Raw genomic sequence first — 22,069 nt, 5'->3', positions numbered from 1 at the left:
CCGGTATGGCCAGTCCCGCAGTCGAACGTGCGCGACGGCAGGGGCGGTTGGTGTCCGTGCGGCGCCAACTGCCCACCAGCCCCTGGCTGTTCGCCGCCCCCGGGCTGCTGATCGTCGGCGCCTTCATCCTCTACCCGTTCGTCTCCACCCTGATCAACTCCTTCACCGACCGCCGGACCCTGATCCCCGGCGAGTTCGTGGGCCTCGCCAACTTCCGCGAACTGCTGCACGACGACATGTTCTGGATCGGACTGCGCAACAGCACGCTGTACGTCGTCGGGGTCGTCCCCGCACTCGTCCTGCTGCCGCTGCTGCTCGCGCTGCTGGTTCAGAAGAACATCCCCGGCATCGCTTTCTTCCGGTCGGCGTTCTACACCCCGGTCGTCGCGTCGATCGTCGTCGTCGGGCTCATCTGGGTGTGGCTGCTCGACGAACGCGGCCTGGTCAACTCGCTGTTGGAGGCGATCGGCGTCGGCCGGGTCGGCTTCCTCAGCGACCAGTGGCTGCTTCTGCTGAGCGCCATGGCCGTCACGGTCTGGAAGGGCCTCGGCTACTACATGATCATTTACCTGGCGGCGCTCGCCAACGTCCCACGCGAACTGCACGAGGCCGCGGCCGTGGACGGCGCGGGCGCGGTATGCCGCTTCCTCACGGTCACCGTGCCCGCCGTCCGCTCCACCATGGTCCTGGTCGGCGCGCTGTCCTCGGTCGCCGCGTTCAAGGTGTTCTCCGAGGTGTACCTGATGGCCGGCCCGGACGGCGGCCCGGCGGGCGAGGACACCACCCTCGTCATGCTGGTCCAGCGCACCGGCACCGGCCTGACCGGCCGCGTCGGCTACGCCTCCGCCCTCTCCGTCGTCGTCTTCGCCGTCACCGTCGCGCTGATGCTCCTCGTCCTGCGCGCCGACCGCAGGGAGGACACCCCGTGAGCGTGCTGGAGAAACAGTCATTGGCGGTACGTCCGACCGAGCACCCGGCGCCCGCCCGGAACCGGCGGGTCGTGGACGAGCACGGCCGACGTGTCCGCGCCTGGGAACTCGCCCTGCGCTACGCCCTGTTGCTCGGCGTCCTCGCCCTGACCGTCGGCCCGTTCCTGTGGCAGCTGTCGACATCCCTCAAGGGCCCGACCGAGGACATCTTCAGCTCACCGCCGAAGTTCCTGCCGGGCGACCCGACCCTCCACAACTACGAACGCGTCGCCGACACCATCCCCGTCTGGGACTACGCCCTCAACTCCCTGAAGGTCGCCGGCGCCAACGTCGTGACCAACTGCGTCGGTTCGGCACTCGCGGGCTACGCACTGGCCCGGCTGCGCTACCGAGGGCGCCGCGTCGCCACGCTCGCCTTCATCCTCGCGATGCTCGTGCCCGTGGAGGGCATCATCATCGCCCAGTTCACGACCATGCGGGAACTCGGCCTGAACAACACCCTCATCGGGGTCGTCCTGCCCGGCTGCGTCGGCGCCATGAACGTCCTGCTGATGCGCAACGCCTTCCTCAACCTCCCCTACGAGATCGAGGAGGCGGCCTTCGTCGACGGCGCCAACTCCTGGCAGCGGTTCCTGCGGATCGCGCTGCCGTCGGTCAAGGGCACCCTCGCCGTCGTCGCGATCTTCGCCTTCATGGGCGCCTGGGACGACTTCCTGTGGCCGCTCATCGTGCTCAGCGATCCGTCCAAGTTCACCCTGACCATCGGCCTCAACTATCTGCACGGCACCTTCGCCAACGACGAACGGCTCGTCGCCGCCGGCACCGTCATCGCCGTGGCACCGCTGATTGCCCTCTTCGCCTGTCTCCAGCGGTACTTCTTCCGCGGGGTCGGCGAGGGCGCCGTCAAGGGCTGACACGCCCTTCGAGCCGACAGCTCCTCCGAGCCGACACCTCCATCGAGCCGCACGCCCATCGAGTGCAAGGACACCGCATGCCCCCTGCCGTGCGCTTCGGCGTCAACTACACCCCGAGCGAAGGGTGGTTCCACCACTGGCTCGACTTCGACCTCGACTCCGTACGCGCCGACCTCGACTCCATCGCGGAACTCGGACTCGACCACATCCGGGTCTTCCCGCTCTGGCCCTACTTCCAGCCCAACCGCACGCTGATCCGCCCCCGGGCCGTCGAGCAGCTCGTCCAACTCGCGGACGCCGCCGCCGAGTTCGACCTCGACGTCAACGTGGACGGACTGCAGGGGCACTTGAGCAGCTTCGACTTCCTGCCGGCCTGGACCCGGACCTGGCACCGGCGGAACCTCTTCACCGACCCGGAGGTCGTCGAGGGGCAGGCAACATACCTGCGCACGCTCGCCGCCGCCCTCGCCGACCGTCCCAACTTCATCGGCATGACCCTCGGGAACGAGGTCAACCAGTTCTCGGCGGACCCCCATCCGGACCCGGACCGGGCGACCGCCGACCAGATCGACGCCTGGCTGGAGCGGATGCTCGCCGCCTGTGAGGAGGGCGCCCCGGGCAGGCTGCATCTGCACGCCGAGTACGACGCGACCTGGTACCAGGACGACCAGCCGTTCACCCCGGCCCAGGCCGCCCGGCGCGGCGCGGTCACCGCCGTGCACTCCTGGGTGTTCAACGGCACCGCCCAGCGGCACGGCCGAACCTCCGTGCCGACGGAGCAACACGCCGCGTATCTCGTCGAGTTGAGCAAGGCGTGGGCCGACGACCCGGGCCGCCCGGTCTGGCTCCAGGAGGTCGGGGCGCCCGCACCGCTGGTCCCCGCCGAGCACGCCGCCGCCTTCACCGAGGCGACCGTCGCGAACGCCCTCGACTGCCCGGACCTGTGGGGCATCACCTGGTGGTGCTCCCACGACGTCTCCCGCGACCTCGCCGACTTCCCCGAACTCGAGTACGGTCTCGGCCTGTTGACCAACGACCGGCAACCCAAGGACACCGCCCGGGTGTTGGAGCGCGCGGCCCGCGAACACACGTACGCCCCGAAGCCCCGGACCACCGCGCTCGTCGTACCGGCGGACCCAGCCGCCCGCTCGGCCTGCGCACCCGGCGGGCCGGTCTTCGACGCGTTCTTCCGGCTCACCGCCGACGGTGCCCGCCCGACCACCGTCCTCGACACACGCGCGGACGACCAGGCCCACCTCGCCGCGCGCGGCATCACCGAAGTCGTCACCCCCGACCAGGTACTCCCCACCCCACAAGGAGGCACCCGCTCGTGAACCCCACCAGACGCACCGTCCTGCTCGCCGCCACAACAGCCGCGCTGCTCCCGGCACTTCCGGCCGCTGCAGCCTCGGCGGCCGCCGCCGCGACACCGCCGTACGCCTCCTACTGGTACCCCGACTCCCTGCCCTCGGGCACCCCGGGCGCGGGCATCACCTGGCGCAGCCTGAAGACCTGGAGCGCGGCCGGTGACGCCGACCTTGCCTTCAACACGGCCTCCGTGCCGCTCGCCGCCCGCTTCGCCCCGACCCCGGCCAACGCGACCGCCCGGTCCGGCCAGGCCCGCGTCCAGTCACTCGTCTCCTTCGGCCCGACCGCCTCCAACCCCTCCCAGGGCTCGGCCACCGCCGACTACTACGCGCTCACCCACTGGTCGTACATCGACGAACTCGTCTTCTGGGGCGGCTCGTCCGGCGAGGGCCTGATCCTCGCGCCGAACGCGCCGATCGTCGACGCCGCCCACCGGCACGGCGTACCCGTCCTCGGCAACATCTTCCTGCCGCCCGTGGCCTACGGCGGACAGCTGCAGTGGACGCGCGACCTGGTGCAGAAGGACGCCGCGGGCCGCTATCCGCTGGCCGCCCAACTCGTCGCCGTCGCGGCGGCGTACGGCTTCGACGGCTGGTTCGTCAACGCCGAGACCAGCGGCGGCAACACCGCGCTCGGCACCGACATGCTCGGTTTCGTACGGGAGTTGAAGGCGCTGTCCATGGCGGCGGGGCAGCGGGTGACCTGGTACGACTCGATGACGGTGAACGGCACGGTGAGCTGGCAGGGCGCGCTCAACAGCCAGAACCAGGCCTTCTTCCAGGCCGCCGACTCCATGTTCGTCGACTTCCGCTGGACGGCGGCGCGGCTGACCGCGTCCGGTCAGACGGCCGACCAACTCGGGCGCAGCCGGTACGAGTTGTGGGCGGGCGTGGACGTGGAGGCGAACGGCTGGAACTCCTCCGTCAACTGGGACGCCATCGTGCCGGCCAACAAGGCGCACGTCGTCTCGCTGGGGTTCTACCGGCCCGAGTGGACCCGCAACCACCTGCCCGCCAGCCGCACCCCCGGCGACTTCCACGCGGCCGATGACCGCTTCTGGACCGGCCGGTCGCTGGACCCGTCCGCGCCCGACGGGACGGACAGCTGGCGGGCGCCGGCGGTGTCGGTCGCGGACCGGTCGACGGTGACGTCGGTTCCGTTCGCGAGTGTGTTCAACACCGGGCACGGGGTGAAGTGGTTCGAGGAGGGGGCGGTCACCTCGGAGGCGGCCTGGAACCACCTCGGGCTCCAGGACCGGCTGCCGTCGCGGCGGTGGGTGGTGCGGACGGAGGGGGTGCGGCCCGCTGTCTCGTTCGACTTCGCCGATGCCTGGCGCGGTGGGAGCAGTGTCCTGGTCGGTGGCTCACTGGATGAGCCAGTCACCGTCGATGTGTACGCGACTCGGCTGCCGATCGGTGTGAACACGGTTGTCGAGCTGACGTACCGCACGGACGCTGGGGGTGTGAACGTCGAGCTGGCTGTCGCCACCGCCGAGCCGAGCGGACCCGGTGCGACACCGCCGTACACGTATATCCCTGTGAACTCGGTCAACAGCGGTACGCCCGTGAACTCGGCCAACAGCAGCATGCCTGTGAACTCGGCCAACGGCTGGCAGACCGTGACCGTGCCGCTCACAGAGCTGACTGGCAACGGGACCCTTCACGCGATCGGCGTCCGGCTCACCCCGACCGGCGTTGACCCGGTTCAGTGGCGGCTCGGTGGCATCGCTGTTCACAACGGCGTCGAGACGCCCGCCGCCCCGGCCGACGCACAGATCACCGGCGCCACCGGAGGCGACCTGCGCTTCGCCTGGAGTCCCGCCCCGGGCCCGGTGCCCGTACGCCACCACACCCTCCACCGCGTGCTCCCCGACGGAACCCGGCGTTTCCTCGGCGGCACCGGACAGCGGGCGTTCTTCGTCGCAGGACTGGCACCCGAACAGGGCGAGCAGATCGCACGCTTCGAAGTGCGCGCCGTAGGGGAGCTGTACACCGCGTCGGCCCCTGTGACCGTCACGCACACCTGGTAACCGTCGAGTCGAATTCGGAGCACCCCGCATGCATGACGACCGCAACCTGGTCGAAGGCCGTCTGAAGCGTGTCCTCGACGAACGCGTCCGACCCGCCGTGTACCCCGAGTCCGTGCCGCTGGACGTGGCCGTGTGGCACGCCCCCGGAGAGCCCGTGCCCGTCGCCGAGGGGCTGGCCGGCGTGCCCGAGCCGATCGAGGTGGGCGCCCGGTGGGGCGCGCCCTGGGGCACCAGCTGGTTCCGGGTCACCGGAACCGTCCCGGAGGCGTGGGCCGGGCGGACCGTCGAGGCCCTGCTCGACCTCGGGTTCGACGAGAACATGCCCGGCTTCCAGTGCGAGGGCCTGGTGTACCGGCCCGACGGCACCCCCGTGAAGGGGCTGAACCCGCGCAACCAGTGGGTGCGGATCGGGGCGCCGGTCGAGGGCGGCGAGGAGGTGCGGCTGCACATCGAGGCCGCGTCCAACCCCGTCATCCTCGACTACCACCCCTTCCTGCCCACCCAGTTGGGCGACAAGGAGACCGCCGGCAGCGAACCGCAGTACACCCTCACCCGCATGGACCTGGCCGTCTTCGACGAGACGGTCTGGCAGCTGGTGATCGACCTGGAGGTGCTCGGCGAGCTGATGGCCGAACTGCCCGTGGAGTCGGCGCGCCGCTGGGAGATCCTGCGGGCGGTGGAGAAGGCGCTGGACGCCATCGACCTCCAGGACGTGGGCGGTACGGCGGCCCAGGCGCGGGCCCGCCTGGAGACCGTGCTGTCCGAGCCCGCCGTACCCTCCGCCCACCGCATCAGCGCCGTCGGCCACGCCCACATCGACTCGGCGTGGCTGTGGCCGCTGCGCGAGACCGTACGCAAAGTGGCCCGTACGACAGCCAACATGACAGCGCTGATCGAGGACGAGACCGAGTTCGTCTTCGCCATGTCGCAGGCCCAGCAGTGGGCGTGGGTGAAGGAGCACCGGCCCGAGGTGTGGGCCCGGGTGAAGAAGGCGGTCGCCGACGGGCGGTTCGTGCCGGCCGGGGGCATGTGGGTGGAGTCGGACACCAACATGCCGGGCTCGGAGGCGATGGCCCGTCAGTTCGTGCACGGGAAGCGGTTCTTCCTCGACGAGTTCGGCATCGAGAACGACGAGGCGTGGCTGCCCGACACCTTCGGCTTCGCCGCCGGACTCCCGCAGATCATCAAGGCGGCCGGCTCCAAGTGGCTGCTGACACAGAAGATCTCGTGGTCGCAGACCAACAAGTTCCCGCACCACACCTTCCGGTGGGAGGGCATCGACGGCACCCGGATCTTCACGCACTTCCCGCCCGTCGACACCTACAACTGCTCGATGAAGGGCAGCGAAATCGCCCACGCGGCCCGCAACTTCAAGGACAAGGGCGTCGCCCGCCACTCCCTGGCCCCGACCGGCTGGGGCGACGGAGGCGGCGGCACCACCCGCGAGATGGTCGCGAAGGCGGCACGGCTGCGCAACCTCGAAGGCTCGGCCACCGTGGAGTGGGAAACTCCCGGCGAGTTCTTCGCGAAGGCCGAGACCGAATACCCCAACGCGCCTGTCTGGGTGGGCGAGTTGTACCTCGAACTGCACCGCGCCACCCTCACCAGCCAGGCGAAGACCAAGCAGGGCAACCGCCGGAGCGAGCACCTGCTCCGCGAGGCCGAACTGTGGGCGGCGACCGCCGCCGTCCGTACCGGATTCCCTTACCCGTACGAGGAGTTGGACCGCATCTGGAAGACGGTCCTGCTCCACCAGTTCCACGACATCCTGCCCGGGTCGTCCATCGCCTGGGTGCACCGCGAGGCACGCGCCACCTACGAGCGCCTCGCCGCCGAGCTGAACGCCATCATCGACGCGGCCCAACACGCCCTGGCGGGGGAGGGATCCACGGAGTTCGTCTTCAACTCCGCGCCCCACAGCCGCGATAGCGTTCCGGCAGGCGGCGCCCGCACCCCGGAACCCACCGGCGAAACGGCCCTCGTGCCGCGCCTCGCCGGCGGCTTCACCCTCGACAACGGGCTGCTCCGGGTCGAGATCGACGCGGCGGGGCTCGTGGTGTCGGCGTACGACATCGACGCCGACCGCGAGACCGTCGCCCCCGGCCAAGCCGCCAACCTCCTCCAGCTCCACCCCGACTTCCCGAACATGTGGGACGCCTGGGACGTCGACGAGTTCTATCGCAACACGGTCACCGACCTGACCGACGTCGACGAGATCACCGCAGGTGAGGACGGCGAGTCGCTGCGGATCGTACGGTCCTTCGGCGCGTCGCGCGTCACCCAGGTGCTGACGCTGCCGCCGGGGGAGCGGAAGCTGGTGATCGACACGGAGGTCGACTGGCACGAGACCGAGAAGTTCCTGAAGCTCGCCTTCCCGCTCGACGTGCACGCCGAACGCTACGCGTCCGAGACCCAGTTCGGGCACTTCCACCGCCCCACGCACACCAACACCTCATGGGAGGCGGCCAAGTTCGAGGCGTGCAACCACCGCTTCGTCCATGTGGCGGAGCCGGACTGGGGCGTCGCGATCGTCAACGACTCGACGTACGGCCACGACGTCACCCGAAGTGTCCGTGACACCGACTCCGGTACGACCACCACGGTCCGCGTCTCCCTCCTGCGTGCCCCGCGCTTCCCCGACCCCGAGACCGACCAGGGCGTCCACAGCTTCCGGCACGCACTGGCACCGGGCGCGGGGATCGGCGACGCGGTGCGCGAGGGCTGGCGGATCAACCTGCCGGAGCGGTGGGTGACCGGCGCCCGGGACGTGGCCCCGCTGGTGAGCGTCGACCGGGACGCGGTCGTCGTCAGCGCCGTGAAGCTCGCCGACGACGGCAGCGGCGACGTCGTCGTCCGCTTCCACGAGGCCCACGGCGGACGCGCCCGCGCCACGCTCACCGCCGGCTTCGCGTTCACGTCCGTCACGGTCACCGACCTGCTGGAACGCCCGCTTCCGGAGGCGGCGGCACCTCAGCTCGACGGCGACCGGATCGCCGTACGCCTGCGTCCGTTCGAACTGGTGACGCTGAGGTTCGTACGGGCCTAGGGGGTACAGCGGACCCGCGCCCCCAAGGGGCGCGAGGAACTGCGCGACCAGCCCCCACCGGCCCGCAGCCAACTCACGACCCTCCCAACGGCGCATCCAACTGGGCTCGCAGCCATTCCTCCACCTCGCCCACATGCGCCGCAGCCGCCGCCCGCGCCGCCTCCGGATCGTGGGCGACCAGCGCACGGTGGATCGCCGCGTGCTCACGCCGCGTACGCGCGAACGCACCCTCCTCCTGGTAGCCGCGCCAGACACGCGCACGGAACGTACGTGAGGAGAGGCCCTCAAGAATCGCCGCCATCGTGTCGTTGCCCGCCGCCCCGGCGATCTCGCGATGGAAGGCGAGGTCGTGGGCGAGGATCTCCTCCGGATCGTCGGTGGCGTTCATCGCCGTGAGGTGTTTCTCCACCTCCGCGAGCTGGTCAGGGGTGATCCGCGCGGCGGCCAGCGCGGTCGCCGTCGACTCCAGGATGCGTCGGACCTCAAGGAGCTCGACCAGCCGAGGGCCCCGCGAGAGGTCCGCGACCACACCGAAGGTCTCCAGCAGGTCGCCGGCCTCCAGCTGGGTCACGTAGATGCCCGAGCCGTGCCGGGCCTCCAGTACGCCCATCACCGTGAGCGCCCGGATCGCCTCCCGCATCGAGCTGCGCGAGATGCCCAGCCGGACGGCCAGATCACGCTCGGTGGGCAGCCGCTGGCCCGGCTCCAGCCGGCCCTCGCCGATCATCGCCTTGATCTGCTCGATGGCGCGCTGCGTCACCGTGCCCTTCTGCGGGGCCGCCTCTGTGCTGCCGGCCGGGATCTCGTCCATGCCGTGTCCTCCTGTTGCCGGGTGCGCCGCAGTCTAACCAGCAGGTTGGTCGGACCACTACGGTCGGAATCGAGGAAAATTTGGCCCTGCGGGGTGTTCCAACCCCGAAGTGGTCTGATAAATATGCGGGCATCTGCTCGATCACGCTCGATGAGGAGCTGCCAGATGCTCGACAGAACAGTGGGGAAGCGGGAGATGCGGCGGGAGAAGCGGGGCAGGGCGCGGATGCTCGGTGCGGTGGCCCTGGCCGCCTGTACCGGGCTGGTGCTCAGCGCCTGCGGCAGCACCAAGGACACCGTCGCCTCGGGCGGCAGTGACGGCGACGGGACGGGCAAGGTCGGGGTGATCCTGCCGCTGCTGACCTCGCCGTTCTGGCAGTCGTACAACGACTACGTGCCGAAGATGGCCAAGTCCGAGGGTGTCGACGCGCTGAAGACCGTCAACTCCAACAGCGACCCCTCGCAGCAGATCACCGACATCAACAACCAGCTCAACCAGGGAGTGAAGGGGCTCGTCGTCGCGCCCCTCGACAGCGCCGCCATCGAGGCCGGCCTCGACCAGGCCGAGCGCAAGGGCGTGCCCGTCGTCGCCGTCGACGTGGCGCCCGAGAAGGGCAAGGTCGCCATGGTCGTACGCGCCAACAACGTCGCGTACGGCGAGAAGGCTTGCCAGTACCTCGGCGAGCACATCACGTCGGGCAAGGTCGTGCAGATCATGGGCGATCTCGCGTCGGTCAACGGGCGGGACCGGTCGGAGGCGTTCCGGGCCTGTGTGAAGGAGAAGTTCCCGAAGCTGAAGGTGCTGGAGATACCGGCCAAGTGGGAGTCCGACACGGCCGCCTCCAAGCTCGACACCCTCCTCAACGCCAACCCGGACATCAAGGGCATCTACATGCAGGCCGGCGGCGTCTATCTCGCGCCCACCCTCCAGACCCTGAAGTCCAAGGGAATGCTGAAGAAGACGGGCCAGGCCGGGCACATCGCGATCGTCTCGAACGACGGCATCCCGCAGGAGTTCGACGCCATCCGCAAGGGCGAGATCGACGCGACCGTCTCCCAGCCGGCCGACCTCTACGCCAAGTACGGCATGTACTACATCAAGGCGGCGATGGAGGGGAAGACCTTCGAGCCGGGCCCGACCGACCACGACTCCACGATCGTCAAGCTGCCCAGCGGCATCCTGGAGGACCAGCTTCCCGCACCGCTGGTCACCAAGGACAACGTCGACGACGCCGCGCTCTGGGGCAACACGGTCGGATGAGCAGCCAACCACGGGAGAACCCGGACCCCCCTCTCGTGCCGCTCGTCGAGGCGCGCGGCATCACCAAGCGGTACGGCCCCACCACCGCGCTCCAGGGCGGTCAACTGACCGTCCTGGCAGGTGAGTCGCACGCCCTCGTCGGCCGCAACGGCGCCGGAAAGTCCACCCTGGTCACCATCCTCACCGGCCTCCAGGCACCCGACGAGGGCACCGTCCGCTTCGACGGGCAGCCCTCGCCCCCGCTCGCCGACCGCGACGCCTGGCGCTCCAAAGTGGCCTGTGTCTACCAAAAGCCCACCGTGGTCCCCGAGTTGACGGTCGCCGAGAACCTCTTCATCAACCGGCAGCCGACCGGTCGGGGTGGAGTCATCAGCTGGCGCCGTCTGCGCACCGAGGCCGCCGAACTCCTCGGCACCTGGGACGTGCACGTCGACCCGGAGGCCCGCACCGCGGACCTCAAGGTCGAGGACCGCCAAATGGTGGAGATCGCACGGGCGTTGAGCTTCGGCGCGCGCTTCATCGTCCTCGACGAACCGACCGCCCAGCTCGACAGCCGGGAGATCGACCGGCTCTTCACCCGGATGCGCGCACTCCAGGACTCCGGTGTCACCTTCCTGTTCATCTCGCACCACCTCCAGGAGGTGTACGAGGTGTGCCAGACGGTGACCGTCCTGCGGGACGCCCGCTGGATCACCACCGCCCCCGTCGCCGACCTCCCGCGCACTGCCCTGGTGGAGGCCATGGCGGGGGAGACCATCGCCGAACAGGCCTTCACCCCCAAGGGAGTTGAACCGGGCGCGTCCGTGCTGCTGGCCGCCGATGGGCTCACCTCACCGGCGTACGACAACATCGACCTGACCGTGCGACGAGGTGAGGTCGTCGGACTCGCCGGGTCCAGCGGCAGCGGCAAGATCGAGCTGGCCGAGTCCTTCGCCGGGCTCCACACACCGACCGGTGGAAGTGCCCGACTCGACGGCGGACGGCTGCCGTTCGGCGATGTCCAGGCGGCGCTGACTGCGGGCGTCGCCTGCGTTCCGCGCGACCGGCACGAACAGGGGCTGGTCTCCGGCATGACCGTCGGTGACAACGCCACCATGAGCGTCCTGCGGCGCCTCGGCCGGTACGGGTTCGTCTCCAGCGACCGCAAACGCGGCTTCGCCACGGCCCTCATCGATCGGCTCGACATCCACACCGAGGGCCCCGACCAGCCGGTGTCCGACCTGTCCGGCGGCAACGCGCAGAAGGTCGTCATGGCCCGCGCCCTCGCCTCCGACCCCAAGCTGCTCGTCCTCATCAACCCCACCGCGGGCGTCGACGTGAAGTCCAAGGAGTCCCTCCTCGCCCGCATGGACAGCGCCCGCGAGGACGGCACCGCCGTCCTGGTCGTCTCCGACGAACTCGACGACCTGCGGCGCTGCGACCGCGTCCTCGTCCTCTTCCACGGCCGTGTCGTCGCGGAGCACCCGGCGGGCTGGCACGACCACGAGCTGATCGCCTCCATCGAAGGAGTGGACCATGGCTGATACGAAGGCCCCGCCGCTCGCCCCCCTACGGGCCCCGGACCCCCGCTCGGCCAAGACCGTACTGCTCCGCCGAGCCCGCGAACTCGCCCTCGTACCGGCCCTGTTGCTGCTCATGGTGCTCGGTACGGTGGTCAACGACTCGTTCCTCACCGAGCGCAACCTGATCTCGATCCTCGGTGCCTCCGCCGCCCTCGCGATGGTCGTGCTCGCCGAGTCGCTCGTCCTCATCACCGGCAAGTTCGACCTCTCCCTGGAGTCGGTCGTCGGCATCGCCCCGGCCGTCGGCGCGCTGCTCGTGCTGCCGGTCGCGCAGTCCGGGTGGGGGACCGAATTCCCCGCCGTGCTCGCCCTGTTGGCGATCCTCGTCGCCGGCGGTGTCGTCGGCGCGTTCAACGGCATCCTGGTCGTCAAGTTCAAGCTCAACGCGTTCATCGTGACGCTCGCGATGCTGATCGTGCTGCGCGGACTGCTGGTCGGCGCGACCAAGGGCAAGACCCTGTTCGGCATGCCCGACTCCTTCTACTCCCTCGCCACCACCACCTTCCTCAGCGTCCCGATGTCGGTGTGGGTGGCCGGGGCGTGCTTCGCCGTCGCCGGGCTCGTGCTCCGGTACCACCGTGTCGGACGCGCGTTGTACGCGATCGGCGGCAACGCGGACGCGGCGCGCGCCGCTGGTATCCGGGTCGAGCGGGTGATGCTCGGGGTGTTCGTCGTCGCCGGGGTTCTCGCCTCCGTCGGGGGGATCATGCAGACGGGGTACGTCGGTGCGATCAGCGCCAACCAGGGCAACAACATGATCTTCACCGTGTTCGCGGCGGCCGTCATCGGCGGCATCAGCCTCGACGGTGGCAAGGGGACGATGTTCGGGGCGTTGACCGGGGTGTTGTTGCTGGGGGTTGTGCAGAATCTGCTGACCTTGGCTCAGGTGCCTTCGTTCTGGATTCAGGCGATATATGGGGGAATCATCCTGGTTGCCCTCATGATCGCTCGTGTGACTACGGGACGGGCGCAGGACTAGTGACTAAGAGCTCGGCTGGATATGTGGTTCGTCGGCTGCGGGCCGTGGGGGCTTCTCGCGCAGTTCCCCGCGCCCCTTAAAGGCACGTCACCTCATCCGGCATCGAGCCATCCCGTACCTCTGCCCCTGACCGAAAGGCCTTCCGTGTCACCGACCCCCGCCCGCGTCATCGCGGTCGACACCTACGACATCCGGTTCCCCACCTCGCGTGAGCTGGACGGCTCCGACGCGATGAATCCCGATCCCGACTACTCGGCGGCCTATGTCGTGCTGCGTACCGACGCGGTCGACGGGCACGAGGGGCATGGGTTCACCTTCACCATCGGGCGGGGCAACGAGGTCCAGGTCGCCGCGATCGACGCGCTGCGCGGGCATGTGGTCGGCCGGTCCGTCGACGAGCTGTGCGCGGACCCGGGCACCCTGAACCGTGACCTGATCGGCGACAGCCAGCTGCGCTGGCTCGGACCCGAGAAGGGCGTGATGCACATGGCGATCGGCGCCGTCGTCAACGCCGTGTGGGATCTTGCCGCCAAACGGGCAGGTCAGCCCCTGTGGCAGCTGCTCGCCGAGGCCGAGCCCGAGTGGCTCGTCCGGCAGATCGACTTCCGGTATCTCACCGACGCGCTCACCCCCGAGGAGGCCCTCGACCTGCTGCGCCGGGGCCGGGAGGGCGCCGTCGAACGTACCGCCGACCTGCTGGCGAAGGGCTTCCCCGCCTACACCACCTCCGCCGGCTGGCTCGGCTACGACGACGAGAAACTCACCCGGCTCGCCGCCGAGGCCGTCGCCGACGGCTTCACGCAGATCAAGCTCAAGGTCGGAGCGGACCTCGACGACGACGTACGCCGTTGCCGCGTCGCCCGATCCGTCGTCGGCCCGGACATCCGCATGGCGATCGACGCCAACCAGCGCTGGGACGTCGACGAGGCGATCCGCTGGACCAAGGCGCTCGCCGAGTTCGACCCCTACTGGATCGAGGAACCCACCAGCCCCGACGACATCCTCGGCCACGCGGCGATCCGCCGGGCCGTGGCCCCCGTCAAGGTCGCCACCGGCGAACACGTCCAGAACCGGGTCGTCTTCAAGCAGCTCCTCCAGGCCGACGCCATCGACGTCGTGCAGATCGACGCGGCCCGCGTCGGCGGCGTCAACGAGAACCTCGCCATCCTGCTCCTCGCGGCCAAGTTCGGCGTCCCCGTCTGCCCGCACGCGGGCGGCGTCGGCCTGTGCGAACTCGTCCAGCACCTGTCGATGTTCGACTACGTCGCCCTGGCCGGCACGACCGAGAACCGGGTCATCGAGTACGTCGATCATCTGCACGGCCACTTCCTCGACCCCGTGGTGATCGGGCAAGGTCATTACCGGGCACCGACCGCGGCGGGCTTCTCCGCGACCATGCGGCCGGAGTCCATCGTGGAGTTCACGTTCCCCGGCGGCACCTTCTGGGCCGCCGACCTGGCGAAGGAGAAGGGGCAGGCCGCATGACCGACTTCGAGGGTCTCAAGGCGCTGGTCACGGGCGGCGCGTCCGGCATCGGCCGGGCCGCGGCGGAGCTGCTGGCGGCGCGCGGCGCGCAGGTCGCCGTCCTCGACCTGGACCCGTCGTCGGTCGAGAAGCCGCTGTTCGGCTACCGGGCCGACGTCACCGACGACACGTCCGTACGGGAGGCGGTGGCCGCCGCTGTCGCCGACCTCGGCGGCCTCGATGTGCTGGTCAACAACGCCGGGATCGGCGCCCAGGGCACCGTCGAGGACAACGACGACGAGCAGTGGCACCGCGTTTTCGACGTCAACGTGCTCGGCATGGTCCGTGTCGCCCGCGCCGCGCTGCCCCACCTGCGGAACTCGGCGCACGCCGCCATCGTGAACACCTGCTCGATCGCCGCCACGGCCGGCCTGCCGCAGCGTGCCCTGTACAGCGCCACCAAGGGCGCCGTGTACTCACTGACCCTCGCCATGGCCGCCGACCACCTCCGCGAGGGCGTCCGCGTGAACTGCGTCAACCCGGGCACGGCCGACACCCCGTGGGTCGGCCGCCTCCTCGACGCCGCCCCCGACCCCGCCGCCGAACGCGCCGCGCTGGAGGCCCGTCAGCCCAGCGGCCGACTGGTCTCGGCCGCCGAAGTCGCGGGCGCCATCGCCTACTTGGCGAGCCCCCTGTCCGGCGCCACCACCGGCACGTCCCTCGCCGTCGACGGCGGTATGCAGGGCCTGCGGCTGCGGCCGGTGGGCCAGTGAGCACGCTCGGCAGCAGCGGCGTCCAGGTCAGCGGGCTCGGCTTCGGCGGCGCCGTCATCGGCAACCTCTTCACCGAGGTGACCGATGAACAGGCGCACGCGGCCGTGACCGCCGCCTGGGAGTCCGGCATCCGCTACTTCGACACCGCCCCGCACTACGGCCTCGGCCTGTCCGAACGGCGGTTGGGCCAGGCCCTGAGCGCCTACCCCCGCGCGGAGTTCACGGTCTCCACGAAGGTCGGACGCCGCTTGGAGTCCGCACAGCAGGGAGGCGACGACCTCGCCGACGGCTTCGCGGTCCCCGCCACCCTGCGCCGCGTCTGGGACTTCAGCGCCGACGGCGTACGACGCACTCTGGAGGCGAGCCTGGAGCGGCTCGGCCTCGACCGGGTGGACGTCGTCTACCTCCACGACCCCGACGACCACGCCGAACAGGCCTTCCACGAGGGCTATCCGGCCCTGGAGAAGCTCCGCTCGGAAGGGGTGGTCGGCGCGATCGGCGCCGGGATGAACCAGACGGAGATGCTCACCCGCTTCGTCCGCGACACGGACGTCGACGTGGTCCTGTGCGCGGGCCGCTACACCCTGCTCGACCAGAGCGCCCTCACCGACCTCCTGCCCGCCGCCGTCGAACGAGGCGTCTCCGTGGTGATCGGGGGCGCCTTCAACTCCGGTCTCCTGGCGGACCCGAAGCCGGGAGCCACCTACAACTACGCCGAAGCGCCTGGGGACTTGCTGCAACGGGCCCTGCGCATACGGGAGATCGCCGAGCGGCACGGCATCACCCTGCGAGCCGCCGCCCTCGCCTTCTGCGCGGCCCACCCGTCCGTCGCGAGCGTGCTCGTGGGCGCCCGCTCGGTGGCCGAAGTCCAGGACGCCGCCGCCCAGTTCGCGACCCCGGTACCTCCCGCCTTCTGGCAGGAACTGCGCGCCACCGGTCTGCTGACCACCGAGGACCCGGCATGAGAGTCGCCCTGCACACCAAGGTCCGCGCCGACCGCGTCGCCGAGTACGACGCCGCCCACCGCGAGGTCCCCGTCGAGCTGACCGACGCGATCCGTGCCGCCGGCGCCACCTCCTGGACGATCTGGCGCAGCGGCACCGACCTCTTCCACGTCCTGGAGTGCGAGGACTACGCCCTGCTCCTCGCCGAGCTGGAGAAACTGCCGGTCAACGTGGCCTGGCAGGCCCGGATGGCCGAACTCCTCGACGTGGTGCACGACTACTCCGACGAAGGCGCGGACGCCGGCCTGCCGGTCGTGTGGGAGCTGCCGTGACGATCGTGGACGCGCACCACCATGTGTGGGATCTGTCGGTCCGGGACCAGGACTGGATCGCCGAAGGCAGCCCACTGCGGCGGGACTTCACCGTGGCGGACCTCGCACCGGAGGCCCACGCGGCCGGAGTCGACCGCACGATCCTCGTCCAGACGATCACCGTCCCCGAGGAGACCCCGGAGTTCCTGGCACTCGCGGCGGAACACGAACTGATCGCGGGCGTCGTCGGCTGGACCGACCTGACCCGAACCGACGTCACCGACGAACTGGCCCGGCTGCGTGAACTCCCCAGCGGCGTCTACCTGAAGGGCATCCGCCACCAGGTCCAGGGCGAGCCGGACCCGGAGTGGCTGCTGCGCCCTGACGTCCGCCGTGGCCTTGCCGCCGTCGCCGAAGCGGGCCTGGTGTACGACCTGGTCGTCCTTCCACACCAGCTGCCCGCGTGCGTGAAGGCGGCCGAGTCGCTGCCCCAACTCACCTTCGTCCTCGACCACTTGGGCAAGCCGCCGATCGCCTCCGGCGCCTTGGAGCCCTGGGCGTCGGACCTGCGCTCCCTGGCCGCCCTGCCCAACACGGCCGGCAAACTCTCCGGCCTGGTCACCGAGGCCGATCCCGAGGCCTGGACCCTGGACGATCTGCGCCCGTACGCCGAGACGGCCCTGGACGCCTTCGGGCCGGACCGGCTGATGTTCGGCTCGGACTGGCCGGTGTGCACGCTCGCCGCGTCGTACGGCCAAGTCGTGTCCCTGGCCGAGGAGTTGACCGCCTCCCTCGACCCGGACGAACGCGAGCAGGTCTTCACGCACACCGCGAGCCGCGTCTACGGCCTCTGAGCCGGCCCGGCGACCAGTCGCGTCGGCGGCATGAACTCCCGTACGTACACCCGCTCCCAGCACGCCCCCGTCGCCCGCAGCTCCCGCCAGGTCGTGTACCGGTAGCGGAAGAGGCGGGCGCGGACGTAACGCGGGGGCGCGTCCAGCGGGAACGGGGAGCGGCGCAGCAGGCGGAGTGTGTCGCGGTCGTTCTCCAGGAGGCGTTCGACCATCGGGCCGAACCACGATCCGGCGTACGCGGGCGACAGCGCGGCGAACCACATCATCCAGTCGATCCGCAGATGGTAGGGCGCGAACTGGCGTGGCCAGCGCCCGGGTTGACCCAGCTTGCCCTTGAACTCGTACTCCCGCCAGTCGGATTCCTCGCGCGGCACGTCGTCCGCCGTACCCTCGACGACCACCTCGTACCGGATGCGGCTGACGCTGCCGAACGCGCCGTAGGTGTTGACCAGATGGAGCGGGTCGAAGGAGCGGTTCATGACCTGGCGGCGCGAGAGCATGTTGCGGACCGGGCGGTAGCTGAGGCTCAGCAGTGCCGTGGCGACCGACAGGACCACGATCTCGTACCAGAGCGGGGTGTCCGGGACGGGTGTCGGTGCCGTGTCCGGGAGGCGTACCGCCGACAGGGCCAGCACGATCGTCAGCCAGTTCAGCCAGGCGAAGTTGCCCGACAGAACCAGCCACAGCTGGGTGACGATCATCAGGGACGCTGCCGCCGTCGCCACGGGTTGTGGGGTGAACAGGAGGACAGGGACGGCGAGTTGGGTGACGTGGTTCGCCGCTGTCTCGATGCGGTGCACCGGTCTCGGGAGGTGGTGGAAGAACCAGCTCAGCGGGCCCGGCATCGGCTGTGTCTCGTGGTGGAAGTCGAGACAGGTGAGCTTTCGCCAGCACGCGTCGCCGCGCATCTTGATCAGACCGGCGCCGAACTCCACCCGGAACAGGATCCAGCGCAGCAGGAACAGCACCACGACCGGCGGTGCGACCTCGTCGTTGCCCAGGAACACGGCGACGAAGCCGACCTCCAGGAGCAGCGACTCCCAGCCGAAGCCGTACCAGGTCTGCCCGACGTTGACGATCGACAGATACATCGCCCACGGCAGCAGCCACAGCAACATGCCGCCCCAGAGGGGGAGTTGCGCGTCCAGCCCGGCGAGCAGCGCCACCGACACCGCACACCCCGTCCAGGCCCAGACGGCGAAGAAGCGGTCGGAGTAGTGGAGTTGGAACACGCTCGGTGCCTGCCGGAACGGCACATGGGCGACCAGCCGGGGGACCGGAAGCATGCCCCGCTCGCCGATCAGCGCCCGGAACTGGAGGGCAGCGCCGAGGAACGCGACCAGATAGACGCAGGCCAGACCCCGCTGGAAGAGCACACGGCTCAGCCAGTACTCGGATGCGGTGAACCACTCCACGCGGACCCCTCTCCTCTCTCCTCCATTGTGACGCTGGGTGACCGTCTCGGCTTGCGTGCGCCGAGTGGGTGACGCAGACAATGGGGAATGCACCGAACCCTTGTCACCGCCTGTGCACTCTCCGCCGCCCTGCTCGTCGGCGGCTGGGACGGCGACCCGCCCGGCGAGGAGGTCGTGTCCCCCGACGACCTCGGCTTCGGCACGGCCCAGGACGTCTGCGACGAGATCGGCCCCGACACCGTCCCGGAGATCCCCGACCTCCCCGACGGCGGCGGCTTGATTCCCGACGAGACAAGCACCGCATACGGCGTGTTTGCCGCTTACGACCCCTGCGAGGGCGTCGGGGAGTGAACGATGCCCGGCGAAAGACGTCGGACAAGTCGAAGAATCAGCCAAACACTGGCAAGGTGGCCCCATGGCTGATCGGGGAGCGAGCGCCCTGTCACTCCCGGACGACTGGCCCGCCCACCCGGATCCGATTCTGGCGCTCAACCGTATGGGGACGTTCGACTGGGACCTGGACGCCGGTCTGTTCCACATGGACGCGCTGGCGCACGAGATCTTCGATCTGCGCCCCGACGAATACGACGGCCACCCCGAGAGCCTGGCCGTGCGAGTGCCCCGAGTGGAGGGCCTCCGGATCGACTCCGTGGTCTCCGAGGCCATGAAGGACGGCAGCGAGAACTACGGCGTCTACTTCCGCCTCCACCGCCGCGACGGCACCCTCCAGTGGACCCACACCCAGGGCTACATCCGCCGCGACGGGACGGGCCGCCCACGCCGTGTCATCGGCATCGTCCGCGACGCCACACAGGAACTGCGGGACAGCCGGACCCGTACCGAACAGGCGGCCAAGGACGAGGTCAGACGCCGCCAGACCAACGTCGTACAGGTCATCACCGCGGCCCTCGCACACGCCCGCACCGTGGAGGACGTCATCGACGTCCTCACGAACTCGCCGGGCGTCCCCCACCTCGGCGCCGCCAGCCTCGTCATGGGCCTGGTGGAGGCCGGCCGGATCCGCCTGGTCGCCGAGGGCCCGGCGGGCGCCTCCGTGCCCGGCACCCGCATCACCCGGATCGACGAGCCCTACCCGATGGGCGACGTCGTACGGACCCTCAGCCCGAGGTTCATCGAGTCGCCGGAGGAGTTCGCGGCCGGATACCCGATCCTGTGGCCGCATCTCATCGACCTGAAGGTCACCTCGGCCGCCTATCTGCCGCTCATCGCGCAGGCCCGGCCGATCGGCGCCATGGGCCTGCTCTACAACGACCGCTACGGCTTCTCGGCGGAGGACCGGGCCGTCCTCGTCGCGCTCGGCACCAGCATCGCGCAGAGCCTCCAGCGGGCCATGCTCTACGAGCAGGAGAAGGACCTCGCCCAGGGCCTCCAGCAGGCCATGCTGCCGCGCACGATCCCCAGCGTGCCAGGCGCCGACATCGCCGTCCGCTACCGCGCCGCCTCCTCCGGTGGCCAGCTCGGCCGGGACATCGGCGGCGACTGGTACGACGTGATCCCGCTGCCGGGCGGCCGGGTCGGCGCGGTCATCGGGGACGTCCAGGGGCACGACACGCATGCCGCGGCCGTCATGGGCCAGCTGCGGATCGTCCTGAAGGCCTACGCGGCCGAGGGGCACCCGCCCGCCACGGTGATGGCCCGCGCCTCCGTCTTCCTCGACGAACTCGACACCGACCGCTTCGCTACCTGTCTGTACGCGGAGGCCGACCTGGCCACCGGTGTGGTCCAGGTGGTCCGGGCCGGCCATCTCGACCCGCTGGTGCGACGCGTCGACGGCACCTGCCGGCGCGTCCCGGTCGACGGCGGGCTGCCGCTCGGCCTCTCCGCCGAGTTCGGGCGCCTCACCTACCCGGTGGCCATCCTCGAACTGGAGCCCGGCGAGACCCTGGTGTTGTGCACCGACGGGCTCATCGAGGAGCCCGGCGCCGACCTCGACGACGGGATGCGGACTCTCAAGGCGCTCATCGCCGCGGGCCCCGAGAGCGCCTGGGAACTGGCCGATCGCCTCATCGAGGTGGCCGACGAGCGGGGCGGGGACGACGACGTGGCCCTGCTGCTCCTGCGCCGCCGGGGCCTGGCCGCCGTACAGTCCGGCGGGCGGCTCCAGCAGCACGTCGCGCAGGCCGACCCCGACGCGCTGAGCGAGGCCCGGCACATGATCGGCGCCGCCGTCCGGGCCTGGGGCGCCCGTGAGCGCGCCGACGAGGTCGAACTGGTCGCCGACGAGCTGATCACCAACGCCCTGATGCACACCGAGGGCCCGGCGATCGTCACCCTGCGCGTGCTGACCGGCCCCGAGCGCCGGCTGCGCGTCGAGGTCGAGGACTCCTCCAGCGCCCTGCCGCGCCGCCGGGACGCGGGCGAGTCCGGGGTCTCCGGGCGCGGGCTGCTCCTGGTCGACCTCCTGTCCGACAGCTGGGGCGTGGAGGCGCGCGGCGGCGGCAAGGTCGTGTGGTGCGAGTTCGCGGTGCCACCCAGAAGCTGAGCACCAGGGCGGGCGGTGGCACCCTGGACCCATGCCGGAACTTCCCGAGGTCGAGGCGCTCAGGGACTTCCTGACCGAACGGCTAGTGGGCCACGAGGTGGTCCGTGTGCTGCCCGTCGCGATCAGCGTCCTGAAGACGTACGACCCCCCGCTCACCGCCTTCGAGGGCCGCGAGGTCACCGCCGTGCACCGGCACGGCAAGTTCCTCGACCTCGCCACCGACGGCGGCCCGCACTTCGTGACCCACCTGGCCCGCGCGGGCTGGCTGCACTGGCGCGACCGCCTCCCGGACGGCCCGCCGAAACCCGGAAAGGGCCCGCTCGCGATGCGTGTCGCCCTGGAGACGGGGGAGGGCTTCGACCTCACCGAGGCCGGCACCCAGAAACGGCTCGCGGTGTACCTCGTACACGATCCCCAGGAGGTGCCGGGCGTGGCCCGCCTCGGCCCCGACCCGCTGGCCGACGACTTCGACGAGGCGCGTCTCGCCGGTCTGCTTGCAGGGGAGCGGCGCCAGCTGAAGGGCGCGCTGCGCGACCAGAGCCTGATCGCGGGAGTGGGCAACGCCTACAGCGACGAGATCCTGCACGCCGCACGAATGTCCCCGTTCAAACTGGCCGCCTCGCTCACCCCCGAGGAGAACGGACGACTGTACGAGGCTCTGCGCACGACACTGACCGAGGCGATCGAACGTTCCCGGGGCCTGGCGGCCGGCCGCCTGAAGGCGGAGAAGAAAAGCGGCCTCAAAGTCCACGGCCGAACCGGCGAACCCTGCCCGATCTGCGGAGACACAGTACGAGAGGTCTCCTTCAGCGACTCATCACTCCAGTACTGCCCAACCTGCCAAACAGGCGGCAAACCCTTGGCGGACAGACGAATGTCCCGCTTGCTCAAGTAGCCCTTGAAGTAG

At 70.3% G+C, this 22,069-nt stretch carries 18 protein-coding genes; 16 read left to right on the top strand and 2 right to left on the bottom strand.

What is annotated here, in order from left to right; all coding sequences use genetic code 11:
• The first annotated feature begins 5 nt into the window (after positions 1-5).
• From ACFYXF_RS17960 to ACFYXF_RS17940, 5 genes are all read left to right on the top strand, one after another.
• A complete protein-coding gene (locus ACFYXF_RS17960; RefSeq protein ID WP_389350549.1) occupies positions 6-929 on the top strand; it encodes a carbohydrate ABC transporter permease in 924 nt (307 codons plus the stop codon).
• On the top strand, positions 926-1,843 hold the full coding sequence (locus tag ACFYXF_RS17955; protein ID WP_389350548.1) for a carbohydrate ABC transporter permease: 918 nt from the start codon (positions 926-928) through the stop codon (positions 1,841-1,843). Before ACFYXF_RS17960 ends, ACFYXF_RS17955 begins: the two co-directional genes overlap by 4 nt.
• A 77-nt stretch (positions 1,844-1,920) precedes the next feature.
• A complete protein-coding gene (locus tag ACFYXF_RS17950; protein ID WP_389350547.1) occupies positions 1,921-3,177 on the top strand; it encodes a glycosyl hydrolase in 1,257 nt (418 codons plus the stop codon).
• Entirely contained in the window at positions 3,174-5,240 is a 2,067-nt protein-coding gene (locus ACFYXF_RS17945) for an endo-beta-N-acetylglucosaminidase (RefSeq protein WP_389350546.1), read from the top strand. Before ACFYXF_RS17950 ends, ACFYXF_RS17945 begins: the two co-directional genes overlap by 4 nt.
• Before the next feature lie 28 nt (positions 5,241-5,268).
• Positions 5,269-8,286 (top strand): alpha-mannosidase, encoded by a 3,018-nt coding sequence (locus ACFYXF_RS17940; RefSeq protein ID WP_389350545.1) that lies wholly within the window; start codon positions 5,269-5,271, stop codon positions 8,284-8,286.
• Positions 8,287-8,359: 73 nt separating this feature from the next.
• On the opposite strand, the gene ACFYXF_RS17935 is transcribed toward ACFYXF_RS17940, so the two are convergent.
• On the bottom strand, positions 8,360-9,097 hold the full coding sequence (locus tag ACFYXF_RS17935; RefSeq protein ID WP_389350544.1) for a FadR/GntR family transcriptional regulator: 738 nt from the start codon (positions 9,095-9,097) through the stop codon (positions 8,360-8,362).
• Positions 9,098-9,262: 165 nt separating this feature from the next.
• Between ACFYXF_RS17935 and ACFYXF_RS17930 the strand changes: the two genes are divergently transcribed.
• The 8 genes from ACFYXF_RS17930 (at position 9,263) to ACFYXF_RS17895 (ending at position 17,244) form a co-directional block, all read left to right on the top strand.
• Complete coding sequence (locus ACFYXF_RS17930; protein ID WP_389350543.1) at positions 9,263-10,357, top strand: sugar ABC transporter substrate-binding protein; 1,095 nt, start codon at positions 9,263-9,265, stop codon at positions 10,355-10,357.
• Complete coding sequence (locus tag ACFYXF_RS17925) at positions 10,354-11,880, top strand: sugar ABC transporter ATP-binding protein (RefSeq protein ID WP_389350542.1); 1,527 nt, start codon at positions 10,354-10,356, stop codon at positions 11,878-11,880. Before ACFYXF_RS17930 ends, ACFYXF_RS17925 begins: the two co-directional genes overlap by 4 nt.
• Positions 11,873-12,898 carry an ABC transporter permease gene (locus ACFYXF_RS17920; RefSeq protein ID WP_389350541.1) on the top strand — a complete coding sequence of 342 codons (1,026 nt, stop codon included), beginning with the start codon at positions 11,873-11,875 and terminating at the stop codon, positions 12,896-12,898. The genes ACFYXF_RS17925 and ACFYXF_RS17920 overlap by 8 nt, the downstream gene beginning before the upstream one ends.
• Before the next feature lie 144 nt (positions 12,899-13,042).
• On the top strand, positions 13,043-14,383 hold the full coding sequence (locus ACFYXF_RS17915; protein WP_389350540.1) for an L-fuconate dehydratase: 1,341 nt from the start codon (positions 13,043-13,045) through the stop codon (positions 14,381-14,383).
• Entirely contained in the window at positions 14,380-15,135 is a 756-nt protein-coding gene (locus ACFYXF_RS17910; protein WP_389350539.1) for an SDR family NAD(P)-dependent oxidoreductase, read from the top strand. Before ACFYXF_RS17915 ends, ACFYXF_RS17910 begins: the two co-directional genes overlap by 4 nt.
• Complete coding sequence (locus ACFYXF_RS17905) at positions 15,132-16,100, top strand: aldo/keto reductase (protein ID WP_389350538.1); 969 nt, start codon at positions 15,132-15,134, stop codon at positions 16,098-16,100. Before ACFYXF_RS17910 ends, ACFYXF_RS17905 begins: the two co-directional genes overlap by 4 nt.
• Positions 16,097-16,411, top strand: a complete 315-nt coding sequence (locus ACFYXF_RS17900) for an L-rhamnose mutarotase (RefSeq protein ID WP_389350537.1) — start codon at positions 16,097-16,099, stop codon at positions 16,409-16,411. The genes ACFYXF_RS17905 and ACFYXF_RS17900 overlap by 4 nt, the downstream gene beginning before the upstream one ends.
• Positions 16,408-17,244 carry an amidohydrolase family protein gene (locus ACFYXF_RS17895; RefSeq protein ID WP_389350536.1) on the top strand — a complete coding sequence of 279 codons (837 nt, stop codon included), beginning with the start codon at positions 16,408-16,410 and terminating at the stop codon, positions 17,242-17,244. The genes ACFYXF_RS17900 and ACFYXF_RS17895 overlap by 4 nt, the downstream gene beginning before the upstream one ends.
• Here ACFYXF_RS17895 and ACFYXF_RS17890 read toward each other — a convergent pair.
• Positions 17,232-18,659, bottom strand: coding sequence for a lipase maturation factor family protein (locus ACFYXF_RS17890; RefSeq protein ID WP_389350535.1), 1,428 nt, complete (start codon positions 18,657-18,659; stop codon positions 17,232-17,234). The genes ACFYXF_RS17895 and ACFYXF_RS17890 overlap by 13 nt on opposite strands.
• An 87-nt stretch (positions 18,660-18,746) precedes the next feature.
• Here ACFYXF_RS17890 and ACFYXF_RS17885 point away from each other — a divergent pair, with 87 nt between their 5' ends.
• From ACFYXF_RS17885 to ACFYXF_RS17875, 3 genes are all read left to right on the top strand, one after another.
• A complete protein-coding gene (locus ACFYXF_RS17885; protein WP_389350534.1) occupies positions 18,747-19,010 on the top strand; it encodes a hypothetical protein in 264 nt (87 codons plus the stop codon).
• A 64-nt stretch (positions 19,011-19,074) separates the two neighbouring features.
• Entirely contained in the window at positions 19,075-21,162 is a 2,088-nt protein-coding gene (locus ACFYXF_RS17880; RefSeq protein ID WP_389350533.1) for a SpoIIE family protein phosphatase, read from the top strand.
• Positions 21,163-21,193: 31 nt separating this feature from the next.
• Positions 21,194-22,057 carry an Fpg/Nei family DNA glycosylase gene (locus ACFYXF_RS17875; protein ID WP_389350532.1) on the top strand — a complete coding sequence of 288 codons (864 nt, stop codon included), beginning with the start codon at positions 21,194-21,196 and terminating at the stop codon, positions 22,055-22,057.
• Positions 22,058-22,069: the final 12 nt, after the last annotated feature.

Source organism: Streptomyces sp. NPDC002680 (genome assembly GCF_042889145.1).
Classification (GTDB): domain Bacteria; phylum Actinomycetota; class Actinomycetes; order Streptomycetales; family Streptomycetaceae; genus Streptomyces; species Streptomyces adonidis.
Note: the sequence above shows the minus strand (reverse complement) of the source record. Positions and strands in the feature narration are given on the sequence as shown.

Coding starts and splice junctions, on each gene's coding strand:
- ACFYXF_RS17960 (WP_389350549.1), top strand. CDS start 6: ATGGCCAGTCCCGCAGTCGAACGTGCGCGACGGCAGGGGCGGTTGGTG.
- ACFYXF_RS17950 (WP_389350547.1), top strand. CDS start 1,921: ATGCCCCCTGCCGTGCGCTTCGGCGTCAACTACACCCCGAGCGAAGGG.
- ACFYXF_RS17940 (WP_389350545.1), top strand. CDS start 5,269: ATGCATGACGACCGCAACCTGGTCGAAGGCCGTCTGAAGCGTGTCCTC.
- ACFYXF_RS17935 (WP_389350544.1), bottom strand. CDS start 9,097: ATGGACGAGATCCCGGCCGGCAGCACAGAGGCGGCCCCGCAGAAGGGC.
- ACFYXF_RS17930 (WP_389350543.1), top strand. CDS start 9,263: ATGCTCGACAGAACAGTGGGGAAGCGGGAGATGCGGCGGGAGAAGCGG.
- ACFYXF_RS17925 (WP_389350542.1), top strand. CDS start 10,354: ATGAGCAGCCAACCACGGGAGAACCCGGACCCCCCTCTCGTGCCGCTC.
- ACFYXF_RS17920 (WP_389350541.1), top strand. CDS start 11,873: ATGGCTGATACGAAGGCCCCGCCGCTCGCCCCCCTACGGGCCCCGGAC.
- ACFYXF_RS17910 (WP_389350539.1), top strand. CDS start 14,380: ATGACCGACTTCGAGGGTCTCAAGGCGCTGGTCACGGGCGGCGCGTCC.
- ACFYXF_RS17900 (WP_389350537.1), top strand. CDS start 16,097: ATGAGAGTCGCCCTGCACACCAAGGTCCGCGCCGACCGCGTCGCCGAG.
- ACFYXF_RS17885 (WP_389350534.1), top strand. CDS start 18,747: ATGCACCGAACCCTTGTCACCGCCTGTGCACTCTCCGCCGCCCTGCTC.
- ACFYXF_RS17880 (WP_389350533.1), top strand. CDS start 19,075: ATGGCTGATCGGGGAGCGAGCGCCCTGTCACTCCCGGACGACTGGCCC.
- ACFYXF_RS17875 (WP_389350532.1), top strand. CDS start 21,194: ATGCCGGAACTTCCCGAGGTCGAGGCGCTCAGGGACTTCCTGACCGAA.